This is a genomic window from Azospirillum canadense (genome assembly GCF_025961225.1).
GTDB lineage: Bacteria > Pseudomonadota > Alphaproteobacteria > Azospirillales > Azospirillaceae > Azospirillum > Azospirillum canadense.
This window is the reverse complement of record NZ_JAOQNG010000001.1, coordinates 430,562-449,455: the sequence shown is the minus strand read 5'-3', so window position 1 is coordinate 449,455 and position 18,894 is coordinate 430,562. Positions and strand designations below refer to the sequence as shown.

Here is an 18,894-nt window from a genome sequence, read left to right as displayed (position 1 = left end):
AGCCCATGGATAGAAACGCCCGCATTTTCGTCGCGGGGCACCGGGGCCTCGTCGGCTCCGCCGTGCTGCGCCGCCTGACCGAGGAAGGCTACGGCGACCTCGTCCTGCGCAGCCGCGCGGAACTGGACCTGACCGATCAGGCCGCGGTGCGCGCCTTCTTCGACCGAGAGAAGATCGAGTACGTCTTCCTCGCGGCCGCGAAGGTCGGGGGCATCCTGGCCAACGACCGCTTCGGCGGCGACTTCATCCGCGACAACCTGCAAATCCAGACCAACGTCATCGACGCGGCTTGGCGGGCGGGGGTGAAGAAGCTTCTGTTCCTGGGCTCCTCCTGCCTCTACCCGAAGTTCGCGGAGCAGCCGCTGCGCGAGGACGCCCTGCTGACCGGCCCTCTGGAGCCGAGCAACAAGCCCTACGCGATCGCCAAGATTGCCGGGATCACCATGTGCCAAGCCTACCGGCAGCAGTACGGCTTCAACGCCATCTGCGCCATGCCGTCGAACCTCTACGGCCCCGGCGACAACTTCGACCCGGAAGGCTCGCACGCTATCCCCGGCCTGATCCGCCGCCTGCACGACGCGAAGCGCGAAGGCGCCCCCTCTGTCACGCTGTGGGGCACGGGCACGCCGCGGCGCGAGTTCCTCTACGTCGACGACATGGCCGACGCCTGCCTGCACCTGATGGATCACTACGACGGCGAGGATATCGTCAACGTCGGCCCCGGCGAGGACGTCACCATCGCCGATCTCGCCGGGATGATCCGCGAGGTGGTCGGCTATCCGGGCACGCTGACGCAGGATCTGAGCAAGCCGGACGGCCATCCCCGCAAGGTGATGGAGGTGTCCCGCCTGTTCGCCACCGGCTGGCGGCCCAAGGTCGGGCTGGAGGAAGGGCTTCGGCGCACCTACGCCTGGTTCCAGGAGCATGTAGCCCCCGGGATTGACGGTGCTGCCGAGTCCTCCACTGCCAAGGCTGCGGAGTGATCCCATGCCCGACGATTCCGCCGCCTTTCGCGCCGTCACCTCCACTGTCGCCGTTCCGCCCCGCGCCCTGATGGTGGCCATGAGCTATTGGCCGGAGCCGGCCGGCAGCGCGCCGATGATGACCGACCTCGCCACCGCCTTCGCGGCGGCGGGAACGGACATGACCGTGCTGACCGCCCGGCCCAACTACCCGGGCAACCGCGTCTATGACGGCTACGCCGACGGCAGCCAAGACCATCTGACGGTGGACGGCGTGCGGATCGAACGGCTGTTCACCATCCCGCCGAAAGGCGGCGGCATGAAGGCCCGGCTGGTGCACGAGGGCGTGCTGCACGGCGGCTTCCTCGCCGCCCGGGCACGCGGGCGGGTGGCCAAGCACAAAGCGGTGCTGTCGCTCTGCCCGTCGATCTTCAGCGTGGCGGTCGCCGACCGCTTCAAGGCGCCGGGTGGCCGCCACGTCGCCATCGTCCACGACATCCAGTCGGGCCTTGCCGGCGCGCTGGGCATGGGCGGCGGGGCGGCGCTGAAGGCGATCCAGGCGCTGGAGCGTACTGCGCTGAACCGCGCCGACAGCATCGTCGTGCTGTCGGAGGCGATGCGCGACGTTCTGCGCGACCTCGGCGTGCGCCGCCCCGTCGCGGTGATCCCGCCGCACGTGGACGCCGACGCCATCCACCCCCTGCCCCGCCCGGACGGCCAGCCGCCGACCGTGCTCTACAGCGGCGCCTTCGCCCGCAAGCAGGGGCTGGAGCAGGTGCTGGAGATGGCCCGCCATCTGCACGGCCTGCGGCCCGACGCGCGCGTCCTGCTGCGCGGCCAGGGCGGGCTGGAGGAGGAACTAAAGGCGCAAGCTGTGGGCATGGGCCTGACCAACGTCGAGTTCGCGCCGCTGATCCCCAAGGAACGGCTGGCCGAAGGCTTGGCGGAGGGCGACGTGCACCTCGTCCCGCAGCGCCCGGAGGGAGCGGCCTTCGCCATGCCGGGCAAGGCGGTGACCATCCTGGCGGCCGGCCGCCCCTTCGTCTGCACCTGCCTGCCGGGCTCCGCGCTCGCACGGCTGGAGGCGGAGATCGGCGCCTTCCTCAGCACCCCGCCCGACGCGCCCGAGGCCATGGCGAAGGCCGTGGCCGACCTGCTCAACGCACCCGACCGCAGCGCCGCCATGGGCCGCCGCGGCCGCGCCTGGGTCGAAGCCCACGCCAGCCGCAGCGCGGTGCTGGCGCGCTACGCCGGGCTGCTTCTCAACGGTGAGGTGGAATGACCAAGCCCGCCCTGATCTTTTCCTGGGAAATGTTCGGCCCCTACCACATGGACCGCCTGGAGGCTGTGGGGCGCCGGCTCGGCCACTTGTACGACGTGGTCGGGCTGGAGGTCGGGTCGAAGTCCCACACCTACGCCTGGGATTCCACCGGCAGCGGCCAGAATTTCCGCAAGGTCACGCTGTTTCCCGGCCGGTCCAAGGCGGACATCCCGTCTTTCCAGGTCTACCGGGCGCTGCTGCGCGAATGCCGGAAGGCGAACGCCAGCCACGTGTTCCTGTGCCACTACGAGGATCCGGACGTCTTCGGGCTGGCGGTGACAATGCGGCTGCTCGGTCGCAAGGTCGTCAACATGAACGCCTCCAAGTTCGACGACAAGCCGCGCGTCCTGTGGCGGGAGGCGCTGAAGGGCCTGCTCTACAAGCCCTACCAGGCGGCGATCGGCGGCAGCCACCGCACGGTGGACTACTACCGCTTCCTGGGCTTGCCGAAGGACCGGCTGTTCATCGGCTACGACACGCTGTCGCTGGACCGCGTGCGCCGGCTGTCCGGGATGACCCCGGCGCCGGACGGCGTGCCCTTCGCCGAGCGGCACTTCACGATCATCGCCCGCTTCGTGCCGAAGAAGAACCTGTTCCGCGCGGTGGAGGCCTACGACCTGTACCGGCGGTTGGCCGAGGCCAGCGAGGGGGGCGCGGCGCGGCCGCTGCACCTCTGCGGCTCCGGCCCCTTGGAGGCGGATCTGCGGGCGGAGGTCGCCAAGCGCGGTCTGGAAGGGCACATCATCTTCCGCGGCTTCCTCCAGGAGAAGGGCATCGCCGAGACGCTGGGCTCCACCCTGTGCCTGCTGCTGCCCTCGCTGGAGGAGCAGTTCGGGCTGGTGGTGAACGAGGCGCTGGCAATGGGCGTGCCGACGATCCTGTCCGACCAGTGCGGCGCCCGCGACGTGCTGATCCGCAGCGGGCTGAACGGCCACATCGTCGAGCCCGACAACCCGGAAGGGCTGGCGCGCCACATGCTCTCCGTCGCGGCGGACGAGGCGGAGTGGCGCCGCCTCAGCCTCAACGGCCGGCCGTTCCAGACGCTGGCTGACGCCTCCTTCTTCGCGGAATCGGTTGAGAAGGCCCTGGTCAGCCTGGGCGCGCAGCCGGTTTCCCGTCCCACCTCCATCCAGTCCGCTCCCATGCCGTCCGCCCCCATGCCATCCACTCGTGAAAGCGAGGGTTGATGACCGACCGCAGCACGTCCCCCCACATCGTCGTTTCCGGCCGCCTGCCTCCGCCGGTCGACGGGATGAGCCGCGTCACGGCCCTCGTGCTCGACCGCCTGCGGGCGCGCGGCGACGTGGAGGTCGCGGACCTATCGCCGGGCTGGAACGGCGGCGGTCCGCGCTACCACGCGGCCAAGGCGCTGCGCGTCCTGCTGGCCGGGATGCGGCTGGCGGCCGGCGCAATGCAGGACGACCGGCGCTTCTACATGCCCGTGGATTCGGGCTTGGGCATCGTCTACACCACGGCGCTGGCCGGGCTGGCGCGGCTGTTCGGGTACGAACGCACGCTGCACCACCACTCCTTCGCCACCATCACCAAGCCGACTTGGCGGATGAGCCTTCTGACGCGCGTGGCGGGCGCCGACTGCATGCATGTGCTGCTCTGCCCGGCGATGCAGCTGAAATTCCAGAAGCTCTACCCCGCGGCGCGCGCAGGCATGAGCATGTCCAACGCCATCTTCACGCCGCCGGTGCCCCGCCCGCGCGCGCGCAAGCCGGGGCCGCTGCGCATTGGGCACCTGTCCAACCTGTGCGTCGACAAGGGGCTGGACACCATGTTCAACCTGCTGCGCGCGCTGCGGGCCGAGGACATGGACGTGAAGCTCGTCCTGGCCGGACCGGGGCTGGGCCGTATGGACAATGCGCTGGTCGCCGCAGGGCTGGCCGCCTTCGACGGCGACGTGGAATACCGAGGGCCCGTGGACGGGGAGGCCAAGGCCGTCTTCTACCGCGACATCGACGTCTTCGTCTTCCCGACCCAGTACCGCAACGAGGCGCAGCCGCTGGTGCTGTTCGAGGCGATGGCCGCCGGCGTGCCGGTCCTGGCCTATGACCGCGGATGCATCGGCAGCGACATCCCCCGCCCGGGTCTGATTCCCCAGGACAAGGACTTCGTCCAGGCGGTGATGCCGGCGTTGCGCCGCTGGGCGGAGGACCGCGCCGCGCTGGCGCTCGCCTCCGAACAGGCCCACGCGCGGGCGCGGGCGGCCTATGAGGCAAGCCACGCCGGGTTCGAAGCCGTGCTGGAGCGCGTCGCCGGCCCGGCGCCCGAACCGGAATCCGCGGCGGTCCGACCCAAGCGCGCGGTGGGGTGACGCCGCGCCTTCCCGTCGGTTAAGCCGATCAGCCAGCTTGACACCTGAAACACGGGAAGCCCATTGGTGGCCTCGCGACAACCCCCCGCGAGTCCATCGATTGCGGCATCGGCTTCTCCTTCTCGTGATCGGGGCATTGTTGCCGCTGGTCCTCTTTGCGGCGGGGGTCACCGCGGTCGCGCTCCGCACGCAGCAGGAGCGCATGAGGGACGAGGCGGTCGGCCGGGCCGACGCGCTGTCGGCGCGCATCGACCATGACCTGGCCACCCAGATCGAGCTGCTGAAGGTTCTGGCGCGCTCCCCCCGGCTGGACGAGGATGCGCCCGACCACGCAACGGACCTGGCGCCCTTCTACGAGGTGGCGACCCGCTTCAAGGCCGAGCTTCCGCATTGGGACCGCATCTTCCTGGCCAACCCGGCGGGCGACCAGCTGGTGAACACCGGCCTGCCCTTCGGGACCCCGCTGGGCCACGTCGTCGACGAGGCGGGGCATCTGCGCGTCGTGGCGGTGGGCAAGCCCATCGTGGGCAACATGGCCGGTCCGGGGCCGGCCTCAATCAACGGCCGCGGCATGGTGAGCGTGCGCGCCCCGGTGATCCGGAACGGGCAGGTCGTCTACACACTGGCCGCCACCATCAAGGCCGAGCGCTTCGCCGGCCTGCTGCGCGAAGGGCTGCGGGAGCCGCTGCGCACCTTCGTGGTGGACAACGCCGGGGTCATCGTCGCCACGACGAGAAACCCGAACCGCATCGGCCAGTCCCCCGGCCCCATGGCCCTGAAGGCGCGGGCCGAGGGGAACGCCGGCGTCTACCGGGGCCTAACGCCCGACAACGCCGGGACGATCACCGCCTTCCGCAAGTCGCCGGAGACCGGATGGTCGGTCCATGTCGCCATTCCGCTGGGCGTCTACCAGGCGCCCTTCGACCGCTCCGTCTGGATTCTGGGGGTCGCCTGCCTCGCGGCGCTTGGCCTCACCGCACTGCTGGTGGCGCTGCTGCGCCGGGAGATCCGGGCGGAGCGGCGGGACATCCAGGCGAAGGCCCACGCCGCCCGCATGGAAGCGCTCGGCCGCATGACCGGCGGCGTGGCGCACGATGTCAACAACCTGCTGATGGCCGTCCAGGGCAACGCCGACCTGATCGGTCGGCGCCTGCGCGACCGCCACCATGTGGAGGATGCCAAGCTCGACCGCCATCTGGCGTCGATCAAGCTGGCCGTGGAGAAGGGAACGCGGATCACGCGCGACCTGCTGGTCTTCTCCCGCGGCGGCAGCGCCGCCCATGTGGAAACCATCGACCTGGCGGAGCGGATCGGCGGCAACCTCGGCCTCATCCGCCAATCGCTGAACGGCGGGTCGCTGAACGGTGGCATCGCGCTCGACCTCGACTTGGCCCCCGGATTCCGCGTTGCCATCGACCCGGTGCAGCTGGACTTGGCGCTGATCAACCTCGCGGTCAACGCGCGCGACGCCATGCCGGAGGGCGGGACGCTGCGCATCGCGCTGGAGCGGGCGACGCTGGAGGGTGGAGCCGAGGGCCGGGGCGTGACGCTTTCGGTCACCGACAGCGGGGCCGGCGTGCCGCCGGAGATCCTGCCCCACGTCTTCGAGCCCTTCTTCACCACCAAGGGCGTGGGGTCGGGCACGGGGCTCGGCCTCAGCCAGGTCTACGGCCTTGCCAAGGCGGCGGGCGGCGGCGTGTCCATCGCCAGCACCCTTGCGCCCGCGGCCGGACAAGGGACCACGGTGTCGATCCACCTGCCGCTGGCGGAGGAGACGGACGGAACGGCCGCGGCCGGATGGGAGGATGCCCCAGCGGGCCGGGTCGTGCCCGGCACGCGCCTGCTGCTGGTGGAGGACAACGAGGAGGTCGGGCGGGTGACGACCGCCTTGCTGGCCGACGCCGGCTTCGCCGTCCACTGCGTAGTCGACGCGGAAACGGCGCTGGGCCTTTTGTCGGACCGATCGTCCGCCAATGTCATCCAGGACGGCCCCATCCAGGTGGTGATCTCCGACATCCGGCTGCCCGGCGCGCTGGACGGCGTCACACTGGCCCGGCGCATCCGGGAGGAGTGGCCGGACATGCCGGTCCTGCTGGTGTCCGGCTACAGCGACTCCATCGCGGAGGCCCGCGCCCTGGGCTTCCCGGTGATCGGCAAGCCCTTCGATACGGCCGGCCTGGTGAAGGCCGTGACGCGCGCGATGGCCACCCCAGCCGCCGACCGCACGCCCATCGCCTAAGAGTCCCGCCGGTCACACCCGCCGCGCCAGTGCAACGCCGAGCCGCGACAGGCCGACGGCCAGCCGGGCGAGCGCGCGGGCTCCCCAGGGCGGGGCCGGGTCGAGCCGCGCCGCGTCCAGGCTGTGCTGGATCTCGTCGTGGCGGCAGGCTTCCAGCATGCGCAGCAAGCCGGGATCGGGTGCCAGGCGGCGGACCGTGTCGATCTGCCCGGCATAATGCCCGTCCACCCAGGACTCCACCCCCGCGACCACCGCGTAGACGTAGTCCGGGCCGAGGCGGGCCGGCAGGCCGCCCATCAGCCGGCCGGACAGGCGCCAGAACCCCATCAGGCGGCTGCGGCGCGCGTGCGGAAGCACCGCCTCGAACAGCCGCAGGTGCCGCAGTTCGACCAGCCGGTGCGAGGCCGCGAAGCGCAGCAGTTCCGGGTCGGTGGTGGCGCCGGCCACGCCGTCGTAGAGGTTCACCGCGACCGTTTCCCCCACGTGGCTGGCGCGCAGTTCGCGCAGCATGCGAGGCGGCAGGGCGTCCAGGTCGAGGCGCGGCGGGGCAAGGCCGATGGTTTCCGAAGGCGGCGCTTCGGTCGGGACCCCTTCGGTCGGGGGAGTGGGGGAGACGGCGTCCACGGCGTCAGCGGGCTCCTTCCGGGCCGATGCGGGACCAGGGCAGGTCCTCGAAGCCGATCTTGCGGGCGGGGGAGTTCGCGCGCAGGCGGAAGTCGCCCTTGTCCGGGTCCTGGAAGTAGGGGTCCGGCAGGCTGCCGGCCTGGACCGAGCGCTGGGTCCGGTCGGACCCGGCTGCCTGGGCGCGGCCGCTGCGGCCGGCGCGGTCCAGGATGTTGTTCTCCAGCCGGTATTCCCCGCCGGTCAGGCTGGTGACGATCTGCTCCACCGGCACGCGGGCGTAGACGAGGTTCCGCGTCGCCGCGTTGTCGTGCAGGAAGCCGGCCGTCCCGGCGCTGGGCACCCATTCGAAGCGGACGAACTTGTCGCGCCCGTCGGTCAGCACGGCGATGTTGTTCTCCACCCGATTGCCGTCGCCGCCGTGGATGAAGACCGCCGCCCAGCCCGTGTCCTCCAGGAAATTGCCCTGGATGGTCACGCCGTTGGTCAGGTCGTCCAGGTAGATCCCGAAGCCCTTGTAGCGCACCAGCCAGTCGCCGGCCGGGTTGGTGGCGAGGCCGCCGGTGCCGCGGATGTCGTTGAAGCGGATCACCGTGCGCGTGTCGATGTCGCTACGCCCCAGCGTCTCGATGGCGCCGAGGTCGGCGGTCTCCCGCCCGACGTCGCGGATGCGGTTGTATTCGACGACGTTGTCGCTGTTCTTGGTCTGCGGGTTCCAGTTCTTCAGCGAGATGCCGTAGCGCGCCGCCGTGCGGATGTCGTTGTGGGCGATGGTCGTGCGGGTGACCCCGGCGGCCATGACCCCGGCGCTGTAGAGGTTCACCTCGCCGATGTTGCGGATGCTGTTGGCGACGATGCGGTTGCCGTTGCTGCCCGGCGTCAGTTCCACGCCGCTGCGCCCGAGATGCTCCATGGCGTTGCCGCTCACCTCGCTGCCGTCCGCCCCGTCCAGAATCACGGCCGTGCCGACCGCGAAGAAGCGGTTGCCGACGACGCGGTGCCCCGCCCCACCCGTCAGGCGAATGGCGGCGCCGTCGTAGGGCGTGTCGGCGAAGCTTAGGCCCTCAATGGTCAGCTTGTCCGCCTTGTCCGACCGGATCAACGGGGCCAGCCGGGCCACCACCGCCTCCCCGCTGCGGGCGAAGCCCTCCGGATCGTGGGGGCGGAGCAGGAGACGCTTGTCCCGCGCCCGCCAGGCGAACTGGCCGGGGAACTTCAGGAAATCGGGGTGGCCGAGCAGGCGGAAGGTCGTGCCGTCGCGGAACGGGTACCAGCCGTCGCGGTCGAGCAAGAGCGTGCCGTTCTTGTCGATGCGCTCGATGCCGCGGATGTCGTCGGCCTGCCGCTCGCGGTCGAGCGCCTGCACACGCACGCCGGGGACCGCCCAGGCCGGCTGCACCGTGCCGGGCGGAAAGCGGAACTGCCGCTTGTCGCCGCCGCCCTTGGTCTGTTGCGCGACGAACCAGCCGGAGCGGATCGGGTCGTTCGGGTCGAAGTTGCCGCTCTGCGCCGCGCGCTGGCGGACGCCGCCGGCGGTGACGTCCAGGCCGGGCTCCCGCGCCAGGGGGGCGGAGACGGTGCCGCCCGATTCCACCGTGAAGCCGGCGACGCGCTCCCCGCCCGACAGGACGGGCTGCTCGCCGGAATAGGCGGCGATGCGCAGCCCGGAATCCTCCGGCCCCAGCGTGACGGTCTCGGTCAGGCGGTAGGTGCCGCCGCGCAGCAGGACGACGCGCGTCTTCGCCTGCCGGGCTGCCTCCACGGCGCGTTCCAGCGTGGCGACGGGACCGTCCTTGCCGTCCGGGGCCGGGTCGGCGCGCCGGCCGGACCAATGGTCGTTGCCCTGGGTGGACACATAGATGGCCGGATCGGCCGCCAGCGCCGGAATGGACAGGATCATGCTCAGGATCGGGCACAGCAACAGCGCGAAGACACCACGGGACCAGCTTTTCCTCAGGCGCGTCATATCACCTCCGCTTCGGACGCTAGCGAAACTGGCGGCGGAGCCCCGTCGTGGCAAAAGCGCGGAGGGAGTGCCCCGAATGTCCGCGAGGCCCATGCCCCGACCCTGCCATGGGGTACGGCCCCGAACGCCCTCCGGCGTAGAGACCTGCGGGCGGTTGACACCCCGGTGGGGATAGCCCGCTTTCGGGATGCGCTCGCCGTCTGCGCACGCTCCTCCGGCGGACCCCGGCCCGTGTGCGCTGCGTTGCATCGTCCGGACGTCCTCCCCGCCGGCCCCTTCCAAACGGGCTGGGTGGGCGAGGCGCGTCGTCACGAGCGAGGCGGAGCCCGGTATGATCGAAACGGCGTTGATCGCGCAGGTGCTGGTGGTGGCCCTGATCGCCGTGGTGTTCGTGAGCAGCGGCACCGCGTCGATGTTCCACCCCCTGACCTACTACCTGGTCTTCCACACGCTGGTCTTCGTGATCCGCCCGGTGCTGGTGTACACCTTCAACATCGACAACGTCTGGCTGTTCATCGGGTTCTGGCCCAGCGCCACGGAATTCGTGAAGTCGCTGACCGTCAGTTCGGTCGCGCTGATCGCCTTTTCCATCGCCTGCGGCTACGCCGGGCGGGCCAAGCCGGACCTCAGCCGCATCCCCTCCTTCACCTTCGACCGGCTGGACATCACGGCCTTCGTCATGACGGTCATCGCGCTGGCCCCGCTGGCCGTCTATTCGGCCATCCTGCGCCAGCAGGGCGCGGACTTCAGCGGCACGGGCGACGTCCAGATGGAACGCGACCCGATGACCGGCCAGCCGGTCTACGTCAACACCACCGGCTACATCGCGGAAGCCCATTCCATGGGCCTGCCGCTGACGCTGGGCATCATCTGGGTCAGCCGCTTCCACCCTTTGTCCTTCATCCCCTTCATCGCCTTCGTCAGCTACCGCGCCTTCCTCGGCTGGGGGCGCTGGGCGATCATCATGGGCGTGCTGGGCATGGTGCTGCTGGTGCTGTACCACACGCGGGCGAAGTGGTTCCGCTGGTGGCAGGTGGCCATCGGCCTGCCGGTGCTGTTGCTGTTCCACACGCTGGGCAACAACCGCGACTTCCTGCGCGGCGTGCTGGACGGAAGCGTCAGCCCCTTCAACATGTTCCGCATGTTCGACGGCGGCTCCAACTCCTTCGTCGACAGCGTGTCGAACCAGGACATCGCCAACTTCGACTTCCTGGCCTTCATCCTGTGGGTCGTGCCGAACCAGTCCGGCACCTACACCTGGTTCACCCAGTACCTGCAGCTGTTCACCGAGCCGATCCCGCGCGTGCTGTGGCCGGACAAGCCCATTGGCGCGCCGCTGAAGTGGGTGTCGCTGCACGATTTCGGCAATTTCGCCAACCTGACCACCTCGCTGGCCGGCGACGGCTGGATGAGCGGCGGCTGGATTGGGATGATCGTGACCATGGTGGTGGTGGGCCTGATCCTGGGCCGGCTGCACCGCTGGTTCTGGCAGAGCGGGTTCCTGAACCGCTACGCCGTGCTGTTCTACTGCGCCTTCATCCCGCTGTCGCTGCAGTGGTTCCGCGACGGCAACATCACCATCGTGAAGTTCGGCTTCTTCTCCCTGCTGCCGATCCTGCTGTGGATCGCGGTGACCCGGCTGCTGCGCGTCTGGATGCGGCTGGGCGATGGGCTGGCCGACCGGGCAGACCAGCCCACCCTGCGCCTGCCGGAACGGTCGTGAGGTCGGCATGAGGATGCGCTTGGGAAGCCTGGCTGGGGGCTTGTTCGGGGGCCTGTTCCGGGGATTCGACGGCCTTGCGCTGCGGATCGTCGCGCTGGTGGCGGCGCTGGTCCTGCCGCTCGCCCACACGCTGGACCCGCCCGACGGCGACCTGACGCGGATGGGCGGCTTCGCGGAGAACCGCTTCGGCCCGTCGGCCCCGCAGGCGATCTTCGTCCCGCCGCTGGCCGAGGCGGCCCGGCCGGGCACGGCCTACGACGTGGTGGTGATGGGCGACGGCTTCTCCCGCCCGGACCCGTCGGACACCCGCACCCCCTACGGCCACTACTGGACCGACCACCTGCGCAACCAGACTGGCCTGAGCGTCGGGGTGCTGCACCTGGACGAGACCCCGCTGGCCAAGTACCTGGCTTCCGCCGACTTCCGGGAGCGTCCGCCCCGCGCCCTGGTGCTGGAGGTGGCGGAGCGCGACCTGCGCGCCCGCACGGCGGCGTTGCCCGCCCCGGCGGAGAGCCTGCTGCGCGCGCCCGCGCTGACGGTGGTGTCCCAGGCGAGGGGTCCTTCGAAGCCCCCGCCGAAGGCGGCACCGCTGGCGCCCAAGGTGATCGGGCAGACCCCGCAGCCCTGGACCCGCGCCCGCGCCCACGCCTGGGCGGCGCCGCCGGTCGGCTACGCCATGGACATCCTGGTGAAGGCCGTGCCCCGCGCCCTGCTGAACCTGCCGGCCCCGTCGGTGCAGGAGCGGACGCTGGTCTACGCGGGGCTGTTCAGTTCGGCCGCCGCCTCCAGCACGCTGTTCCGCACCGACGACTTCCTGCCCTGGCGCGCCGACCGCGCGCTGCTGGAGGAGCGGCGGCGGAGCCTGCGCGCGCTCCAGGCGGCGGTGGAGGCCAACGGGCGGACTCGCTTCCTGGTGATGGTGGCGCCGGACAAGGGCACGGTCTACGCCGATTTCCTGCTGGAGCCCCCACCCGTCCGCTCCGCGGTGGAGGAGGTGCTGGCCAGCGACCACACGCTGCACCTCGCCCCGCTCGCGTCCGGGCTGAAGGCGCTGGCGGCCGGCGGCGTGATCGATTTGTACAAGCCCAACGACAGCCGCTGGGGGACGGAGGGGCATTTCTACGCCGCACGCGTCGTGCAGGCGACGCTGGCGCGGCTGGGCGTGCTGGTCCCGACCGAGGCGCCGAGCGTGGCGACCCTGCCCTGCCGCCCGCCGTCTTCCGACTGCGTTCCGTTTCAAGTCCAGACTGATTGATCGAGGATCGCCCGGCCATGGCACCATATTCCCCAGCGACGGATGTCGCCCACGACGTCGCCGCGATCGTCGTCACCCACAATCGGCTGGCGCTGCTGCCGACCTGCCTCGCCGCCATCCTGAACCAGGTGCCGCGGCCCGACCGGGTCGTGGTGGTCGACAGCGGCTCCAGCGACGGCACGCCGGAGTGGCTGGCCGCCCAGAAGGAGGAATGGGGCGACGTGCTGGTCGTCGTGCGGCAGGCCAACTGCGGCTCCGCCGGTGCCTACCACACCGCCTTCGACACCGCGCTCGGCCTCGGCCACCGCTGGATCTGGAGCACCGACGACGACGGCATCCCGCAGCCGGGCGCGCTCGCCGAACTGCTGGCCCAGGCCGACCGGCACCGGCTCGACATGGTCGGCCCGCTGGTGCTGGCGGCGGAGGACCACGGGATTCTCGCCTTCCCCATGCAGGGCATCCGCGACCCCGACGCGCTGCGCGCGAAGGCCGTGGACGGGCTGGTGCCCGACACCATCGCGCTGTTCAACGGCACGCTGATCGGCCGCAAGGTCTTCGAGACCATCGGCAACGTGAAGCGCGAGATGTTCATCTGGGGCGACGAGTACGAGTTCACACTGCGCGCCCGTCGCGCCGGGCTTAAGGCCGGCACCGCGGTGAAGGCGATCCACGTCCACCCCGGCATGTCGCGGACGGAGCACAAGGTGCTGGGCGGCCGGCTGGGCACCGTGGAGACGATGCGCGCCGACCGCACCCCGCATTTCTTCCGCAACATGGGCTACATCCACGCCAACTACGAGAAGGCGGCGGTGATCCCGCGGATGATCGCCAAGTACAGCGCCTATTACCTGCTGAACCGCGACTTCAAAGGCCTGAGCGTCTTCCTGGAGAGCTACCTGGCCGGCCTCCGCGATGAGTATCCGGAGGAGCAGAAGCGCCCGCCGACCTTCCTGCCCATGCCGGAACGTCCGCACGCATCCTCATCCTCCTCCAGCGAGGTCGCCTGATGGCGTCGGTGAGTGCGGTCATCGCCACCTACAACCGCGCGCCGGAGCTGCGCACCGCGCTGTCGCGCCTGCTGGCGCAAACCCACGCGGTGGCGGAGATCCTGGTGGTGGACGACGGGTCGACCGACGGTACCGACACGATGGTGCGGACTGAGTTCCCAAGCGTCCGCTACGTCCGCCTGCCGCACAACGCCGGGCTGATCTACGCCCGCAACTTCGGATTCGTGAACACGACGGGCGACTATGTCCTGTCGGTGGACGATGATTCCTGGTTCGAGGCGCCGGACGGGCTCGCCCGCGCGGTGGCCTTCCTGGAATCGCACGCCGACGCGGCGGTGGTCGCCTGCAACATCGAGACGCGCGACGGGCTGGTCTATTTCCCCCGTGCCGCCGCCCCCTTCGACGTGCCCTGGTACGTCGGCTGTGGCCACCTGCTGCGCCGGAGCGCCGTGGCCTCGGTCGGCCTCTACATGCCGGAGCTGTACCGCCAGGGCGAGGAGAAGGACCGCTGCCTGCGCCTGATGGGCGCCGGCTTCCGCGTCGTCGCCCTGCCCGACGTCATGGTCTACCACGACAAGAGCGAGAAGGGCCGCAAGCCGGGGCTGGAGCGCTTCTACAACCACCGCAACGACCTGATCCGCGAGGTCGCCCGCTGCCCGGCCGGGCTGCTGCCCTGGCGCTTCGCCCGAGCCTGGATCGGAAACAGCTGGAAGAACCTGCGCCACGGCCCGCGCCTGACCGACCTGAAGGTGCTAGCGGCCCTGCCGGAGATCATGCGAATCGGTATGAAGCACCGCGCGCCGGTGGGTGTGGAGGCCTACCGACGCTGGCAGCACCTCGCCGCCACGGCTGCGCCGGGGCGGGTCGCGGAGGAGAAGACGTCAGTGGTCGTGTTGGGCCCCCTCCCTAACCCTCCCCCGCCTTCGGCTCTCAGCGAACGCCAAGGGCGTTCGCCTGACGCCATCAGCGCATGCAAGCATGCGCGAGAGGCAAGGGAGGGAACTCCGCCGCTCGTCCCCTAAAGCCCCTCCCCTCGCCGCAGGCGGGGAGGTTGGGAGGGGGGCCCAGCACGACCACCTCCCCACACACCATCACGCCGACTTCCGCATCAAATGATGCCCGATGGCCGTGCGCAGCTTGTTCAGGCGGCGCGGCAGCTTGCGGAGCTGGCGCAGGACGGCGGGCTGCGGCGGGTTGATCGGTTCGCTCAGCAGTTCGGGGGCCATGCGGCGGATCAGTTCCGCGTGGTGGCGGCTGGCGCGGCGGACGTCCACGGGCAGGGCCAGGGCCACGGCCATGAAATCGGCGCAGTTGCCGGGCTGGAACAGCTGCCGGCCGGTCAGGTCCACGCCTTGGTCGATGGCTGACAGCCAGCCGGCGACGCGCTGTTCCAGGTAGAAGCGGTCACGGAGATCCATCGCCAGCTCCGGCGTGCGCACCACCCAGTCCAGCCACTCGCGCAGCGAGTCGTAATGGGACAGCGGGTTGTACAGCTTGCCGCGGAAGCTGTCGAACAGACGGGCGGCGGTGTCCTCGCCGTCGGCCGTCAGGCCCGGCGGGATCTGGCCCCAGTAGAAGCAGCGCGCCACCTCGAACACGCCGCCGTGCAGCACGGTGCTGCCCTCCGGCACGCCGTCCCAGGCGCCGTTGGAATGAAACTCCCCGTCCAGCGCCGCCGTGTGGCGGCCGGTGTGGGCGAGGTAGTCGCGCGCCCGCTGCCGGTCGATGGGGCCGCAATGAATCAGCTTGTGCTCAACCCCCGCGATCTGCGCCAGCTTCGGCGGCAGCTTGCGGTCGCCGGGGGTCAGGTCCTTGTGATCGAAGGTGAAGGTCGCGAAGGGCACCTCCGCCTTGCGCGCCGTGGCCAGCAGCAGCCGCGTGTCGAAGCCGGCGGTCAGCTGAAGCATCAGCGGTCGCCCCACGGCCCGGTGCAGGTTGCGCACGGCGGTCACCAGGATGCGCTCCATCCGCTCCATCGCCTGCTCGTCGGAGAAGCCGGGCAGCACCGGCGCGAAGGGCCGGCGGAAGGTGAGGAACCCTTCCTCCCCAATGCGGCGGGACGGATTCAGCACCTGGGTCGGCAGCAGGCGCCGCACCCCCTTCAGGCCGGAGCCCGGCAGCGGGTACCAGTCGAGCCCGGCCTCGTGCGTCAGGCGGCGGCGGAATTCCGCCTTGTCGCCCAGCAGCTCCGCCATTAGCGCGGCGCTGGAGGATAGGACCAAGCCGCCGTCCACCTCGCCGTAGAAGACGCCGAGCGTGCCGCCGGCGTCCATGTGCACGGCGCGGTTGTTCAGCAGGACCCAGCGCCCCGCCCAGGAGCGGTGCGTCTCCCCGATGGTGTCGAAGCGCGCGCCGGCCAGGGCCTCGGCCGGGTCGAGGCGCGCCGGGTCGGTCTGCACGGCTAGGCCCAGCAGGTGCCAGACCGTGCCGTCGGCGCCGAGCACGCGCTCGACCGGCAGGTCGGGGGCGTGGGACAGGACCAGCCCGCCGATGTCACGGACCACCCAGTCCGTCCCTATGGCCGCCCCAATCTCCTGCGCCTGCCTGGACACGATGAACTGCCGCCGGTGCAGCATGCCGATTTCCCCTCTCCGGACCCCTGGCCCACTCCGGACTTTCATATTCCGGACCTTCACATGTGGTCAGGGATAAACACCGTGGCCCGGCGGAGGGGCAGCGCCATACCCTGTTTGCACCGGGGGCACCCCGGACGGAGAAGATTCCGCACGGAGGCAGACCGCGGCGATTGACTCCGGGGGGCTGTGCCCTTATACAGCGGGGCTCATTTTTTGCCCTGAGATCGAGGAGTAAAGTGCCGTGAAACGCACGTACCAGCCCAGCAAGATCGTGCGCAAGCGCCGGCATGGCTTCCGCGCCCGTATGGCGACCGTCGGTGGCCGCAAGGTGATTGCCCGCCGCCGCGCCAAGGGCCGCAAGGTCCTGAGCGCCTAACACGCGATGGCGGCGCCGGACCGCTTGGTCGGGCGCCTGAAGCGGCGGCCGGAGTTCTTGGCCGTGGCCGGTACACGGCGCAAGCACGTTGCTCCCGGCCTGATCCTGCAGGTGCGCCGACACGACGATCGACAGCGGCCCGCCCCTGGCGAGCCGCCGATTCGTCTTGGCCTGACAGCGAGCCGCAAGGTGGGCAACGCGGTCGTGCGCAATCGCGCCCGCCGCCGCCTGCGCGAGGCGGCCCGCCAGATCCTTCCCGCCCACGCGGCCCCCGGTCACGATTTCGTGCTGGTGGCCCGCGCCGACACGGCCGAAAGGCCGTGGACGGAGTTGTTGGGCGACCTGTCCGCGGCGCTGAAGCGTCTCGGGCTTTGGCGCGATGCGCCGAAAAGCGGGCCAGACGACGGACCACGCAGCGAGGGGGCCGGCGCATGAGCCCGCTTGCCCTTTTTCTGCGCGGTCTTGTCGTCCTCTACCAATGGACGCTGTCACCCTTCGTCGGGTGGCACTGCCGATTTCAGCCAACCTGTTCCAACTACGCGCTCGAGGCGCTATCTAAGCACGGAGCGATCCGGGGCAGCTGGCTGACCGTCCGGAGGCTCTTGCGTTGCCATCCCTGGGGCGGGTGGGGGTATGACCCCGTGCCCGAGCGGGGACAGGCGGACCGCTGCTGTTCGCACGGCCCGTCCGGGGCGGCGCATCGACACACTTTCTCAGGCCGGCCCTGAGGCCGGCCATCGGCCGCCCTCTTCAGCAAGGCCCACGGCAACCGGGATGCCATGACCGACCAACGCAACCTCATCCTCGCGATCGCCCTTTCGATCGCCATCCTGCTGGGCTTCCAGTATTTCTACGAAGGCCCCAAGGTGCAGCAGCAGAAGCAGGCTGCGCAGCAGGCCGCCCAGACGGAGCAGCCGGTCGCCCCCGGCGCCGCGCCCGGACTCCCTGGAGCCGTTCCCGGCGCCACGGCGCCCGGTGCTGCGGCACCGGAATCGGTCAAGGACCGCGCCGCGCTGATCGCGGAGCAGATGGCCGCCGGCACCCGCGTCAAGATCGACACGCCGGCCCTGCACGGTTCGGTCAACCTCGTGGGCGCGCGGATCGACGATCTGACGCTGGCCGACTACCACGAGACGACCGACCCGAAGAGCCCGGAGATCGTCCTGCTGGCCCCGGGCGGCACACCCGACGCCTATTACGCCGAGTTCGGCTGGGTGCCGGAGGACAAGGCGCAGCCGGTCCCCGGCGGCGACACCAAGTGGACCGCCAACGGCCAGGCGCTTTCCCCGGACAAGCCGCTGACCCTGACCTGGGACAACGGCAAGGGCCTGGTGTTCGAGCGGACCATCGCCGTCGACAAGAACTTCATGTTCACGGTCACGCAGAAGGTGCGCAACACGGGCGCCGCCCCGGTGCGCCTGCTGCCGTACAGCCTGGTCAGCCGCGCCGGCACGCCGCACACGTCCGGCTACTACATCCTGCATGAGGGCCCGCTCGGCGTCTTCAACGGCAAGCTGAACGAGCACAAGTACGACGACCTGAAGAAGTCCGGTTCCATCTCCGCCCCGACCACCGGCGGCTGGATCGGCATCACGGACAAGTACTGGCTGGTCTCCCTGGTCCCGGACCAGAAGGAGCAGGTCACCGCGCGCTTCCTCTACAGCTCGCCGGGTGCCGCCGACCGCTACCAGGTCGACACGCTGGGCCAGGCCATCGAGGTCGCCCCCGGCGCCACGGCCGAGCAGACCAGCCGCCTGTTCGCCGGCGCCAAGCAGGTCCGCCTGCTGGACGAGTATTCGGACAAGCTGGGCATCGCCAACTTCGACCTGGCGATCGACTTCGGCTGGTTCTACTTCCTGACCAAGCCGTTCTTCTACGCGCTGGACTGGCTGGGCCGCCTGTTCGGCAACTTCGGCGTCGCCATCCTGGTCTTCACCGTGATCGTGAAGGCCTGCTTCTTCCCGCTGGCCAACAAGTCGTATCACGCGATGGCCAAGATGAAGAAGCTGCAGCCCAAGATGCAGGAGCTGCGGGAGCGCGTGGGCGACGACAAGGTCCGCCTGAACCAGGAGATGATGGCGCTGTACAAGCGCGAGAAGGTCTCCCCGGTGTCGGGCTGCCTGCCGATCCTGATCCAGATCCCGGTGTTCTTCTCGCTCTACAAGGTGCTGTTCGTGACCATCGAGATGCGGCACGCGCCGTTCTTCGGCTGGATCCACGACCTGTCCTCGCCCGACCCGACCACCATCTTCAACCTGTTCGGCCTGATCCCCTGGACGCCGCCGCACATGCTGATGCTGGGCCTGTGGCCGATCATCATGGGCATCACGATGTACTTCCAGCAGAAGCTGAACCCGACCCCGCCGGACCCGGTCCAGCAGAAGGTGTTCCAGTTCCTGCCGATCATCTTCACCTTCATGCTCGCCAGCTTCCCGGCCGGCCTGGTCATCTACTGGGCCTGGAACAACACGCTGTCGGTGGCGCAGCAGTGGATCATCATGCGCCAGGACGGCGTGAAGGCCTGA

General features: G+C 70.2%; 16 protein-coding genes. 13 read left to right on the top strand and 3 right to left on the bottom strand.

Going from position 1 to position 18,894, the window contains the following annotated elements:
• Positions 1-5 precede the first annotated feature (5 nt).
• From M2351_RS02135 to M2351_RS02115, 5 genes are all read left to right on the top strand, one after another.
• Complete coding sequence (locus M2351_RS02135; protein WP_264654513.1) at positions 6-983, top strand: GDP-L-fucose synthase family protein; 978 nt, start codon at positions 6-8, stop codon at positions 981-983.
• A 4-nt stretch (positions 984-987) separates the two neighbouring features.
• Entirely contained in the window at positions 988-2,244 is a 1,257-nt protein-coding gene (locus M2351_RS02130; protein ID WP_264654512.1) for a glycosyltransferase family 4 protein, read from the top strand.
• On the top strand, positions 2,241-3,470 hold the full coding sequence (locus M2351_RS02125) for a glycosyltransferase family 4 protein (RefSeq protein WP_264654511.1): 1,230 nt from the start codon (positions 2,241-2,243) through the stop codon (positions 3,468-3,470). The genes M2351_RS02130 and M2351_RS02125 overlap by 4 nt, the downstream gene beginning before the upstream one ends.
• Positions 3,470-4,606 (top strand): glycosyltransferase family 4 protein, encoded by a 1,137-nt coding sequence (locus M2351_RS02120; RefSeq protein ID WP_264654510.1) that lies wholly within the window; start codon positions 3,470-3,472, stop codon positions 4,604-4,606. The genes M2351_RS02125 and M2351_RS02120 overlap by 1 nt, the downstream gene beginning before the upstream one ends.
• Positions 4,607-4,745: 139 nt before the next feature.
• Positions 4,746-6,845 (top strand): ATP-binding protein, encoded by a 2,100-nt coding sequence (locus tag M2351_RS02115; protein WP_264654509.1) that lies wholly within the window; start codon positions 4,746-4,748, stop codon positions 6,843-6,845.
• A 12-nt stretch (positions 6,846-6,857) separates the two neighbouring features.
• Here M2351_RS02115 and M2351_RS02110 read toward each other — a convergent pair whose 3' ends face one another.
• Together M2351_RS02110 and M2351_RS02105 are read right to left on the bottom strand one after the other, a co-directional pair.
• A complete protein-coding gene (locus M2351_RS02110; protein WP_264654508.1) occupies positions 6,858-7,469 on the bottom strand; it encodes a demethoxyubiquinone hydroxylase family protein in 612 nt (203 codons plus the stop codon).
• A 4-nt stretch (positions 7,470-7,473) separates the two neighbouring features.
• Positions 7,474-9,432 carry a right-handed parallel beta-helix repeat-containing protein gene (locus M2351_RS02105; RefSeq protein ID WP_264654507.1) on the bottom strand — a complete coding sequence of 653 codons (1,959 nt, stop codon included), beginning with the start codon at positions 9,430-9,432 and terminating at the stop codon, positions 7,474-7,476.
• A 331-nt stretch (positions 9,433-9,763) separates the two neighbouring features.
• Between M2351_RS02105 and M2351_RS02100 the strand changes: the two genes are divergently transcribed.
• The 4 genes from M2351_RS02100 to M2351_RS02085 are packed head-to-tail and all read left to right on the top strand — an operon-like array spanning position 9,764 to position 14,439.
• A complete protein-coding gene (locus tag M2351_RS02100) occupies positions 9,764-11,155 on the top strand; it encodes a hypothetical protein (RefSeq protein ID WP_264654506.1) in 1,392 nt (463 codons plus the stop codon).
• Positions 11,156-11,162: 7 nt separating this feature from the next.
• Positions 11,163-12,410 carry an alginate O-acetyltransferase AlgX-related protein gene (locus M2351_RS02095; protein ID WP_264654505.1) on the top strand — a complete coding sequence of 416 codons (1,248 nt, stop codon included), beginning with the start codon at positions 11,163-11,165 and terminating at the stop codon, positions 12,408-12,410.
• 17 nt (positions 12,411-12,427) lie between these two features.
• Positions 12,428-13,417, top strand: a complete 990-nt coding sequence (locus tag M2351_RS02090) for a glycosyltransferase (protein ID WP_264654504.1) — start codon at positions 12,428-12,430, stop codon at positions 13,415-13,417.
• The gene (locus tag M2351_RS02085) at positions 13,417-14,439 is read left to right on the top strand and encodes a glycosyltransferase family 2 protein (RefSeq protein ID WP_264654503.1); all 1,023 of its coding nucleotides are present in this window, start codon (positions 13,417-13,419) and stop codon (positions 14,437-14,439) included. The genes M2351_RS02090 and M2351_RS02085 overlap by 1 nt, the downstream gene beginning before the upstream one ends.
• A gap of 69 nt (positions 14,440-14,508) precedes the next feature.
• On the opposite strand, the gene M2351_RS02080 is transcribed toward M2351_RS02085, so the two are convergent.
• Positions 14,509-15,993 carry an asparagine synthetase B family protein gene (locus M2351_RS02080; protein ID WP_264654502.1) on the bottom strand — a complete coding sequence of 495 codons (1,485 nt, stop codon included), beginning with the start codon at positions 15,991-15,993 and terminating at the stop codon, positions 14,509-14,511.
• A 241-nt stretch (positions 15,994-16,234) separates the two neighbouring features.
• Here M2351_RS02080 and rpmH point away from each other — a divergent pair, with 241 nt between their 5' ends.
• From rpmH to yidC, 4 genes are read left to right on the top strand one after another with little or no spacing between them, the layout of a single operon-like run.
• Positions 16,235-16,369, top strand: coding sequence for a 50S ribosomal protein L34 (rpmH, locus tag M2351_RS02075; protein ID WP_209766162.1), 135 nt, complete (start codon positions 16,235-16,237; stop codon positions 16,367-16,369).
• A 6-nt stretch (positions 16,370-16,375) separates the two neighbouring features.
• On the top strand, positions 16,376-16,804 hold the full coding sequence (gene rnpA, locus M2351_RS02070; protein ID WP_209766161.1) for a ribonuclease P protein component: 429 nt from the start codon (positions 16,376-16,378) through the stop codon (positions 16,802-16,804).
• Positions 16,801-17,097 (top strand): membrane protein insertion efficiency factor YidD, encoded by a 297-nt coding sequence (gene yidD, locus M2351_RS02065; protein WP_264654501.1) that lies wholly within the window; start codon positions 16,801-16,803, stop codon positions 17,095-17,097. The genes rnpA and yidD overlap by 4 nt, the downstream gene beginning before the upstream one ends.
• A gap of 51 nt (positions 17,098-17,148) precedes the next feature.
• Complete coding sequence (yidC, locus tag M2351_RS02060) at positions 17,149-18,894, top strand: membrane protein insertase YidC (protein ID WP_264654500.1); 1,746 nt, start codon at positions 17,149-17,151, stop codon at positions 18,892-18,894.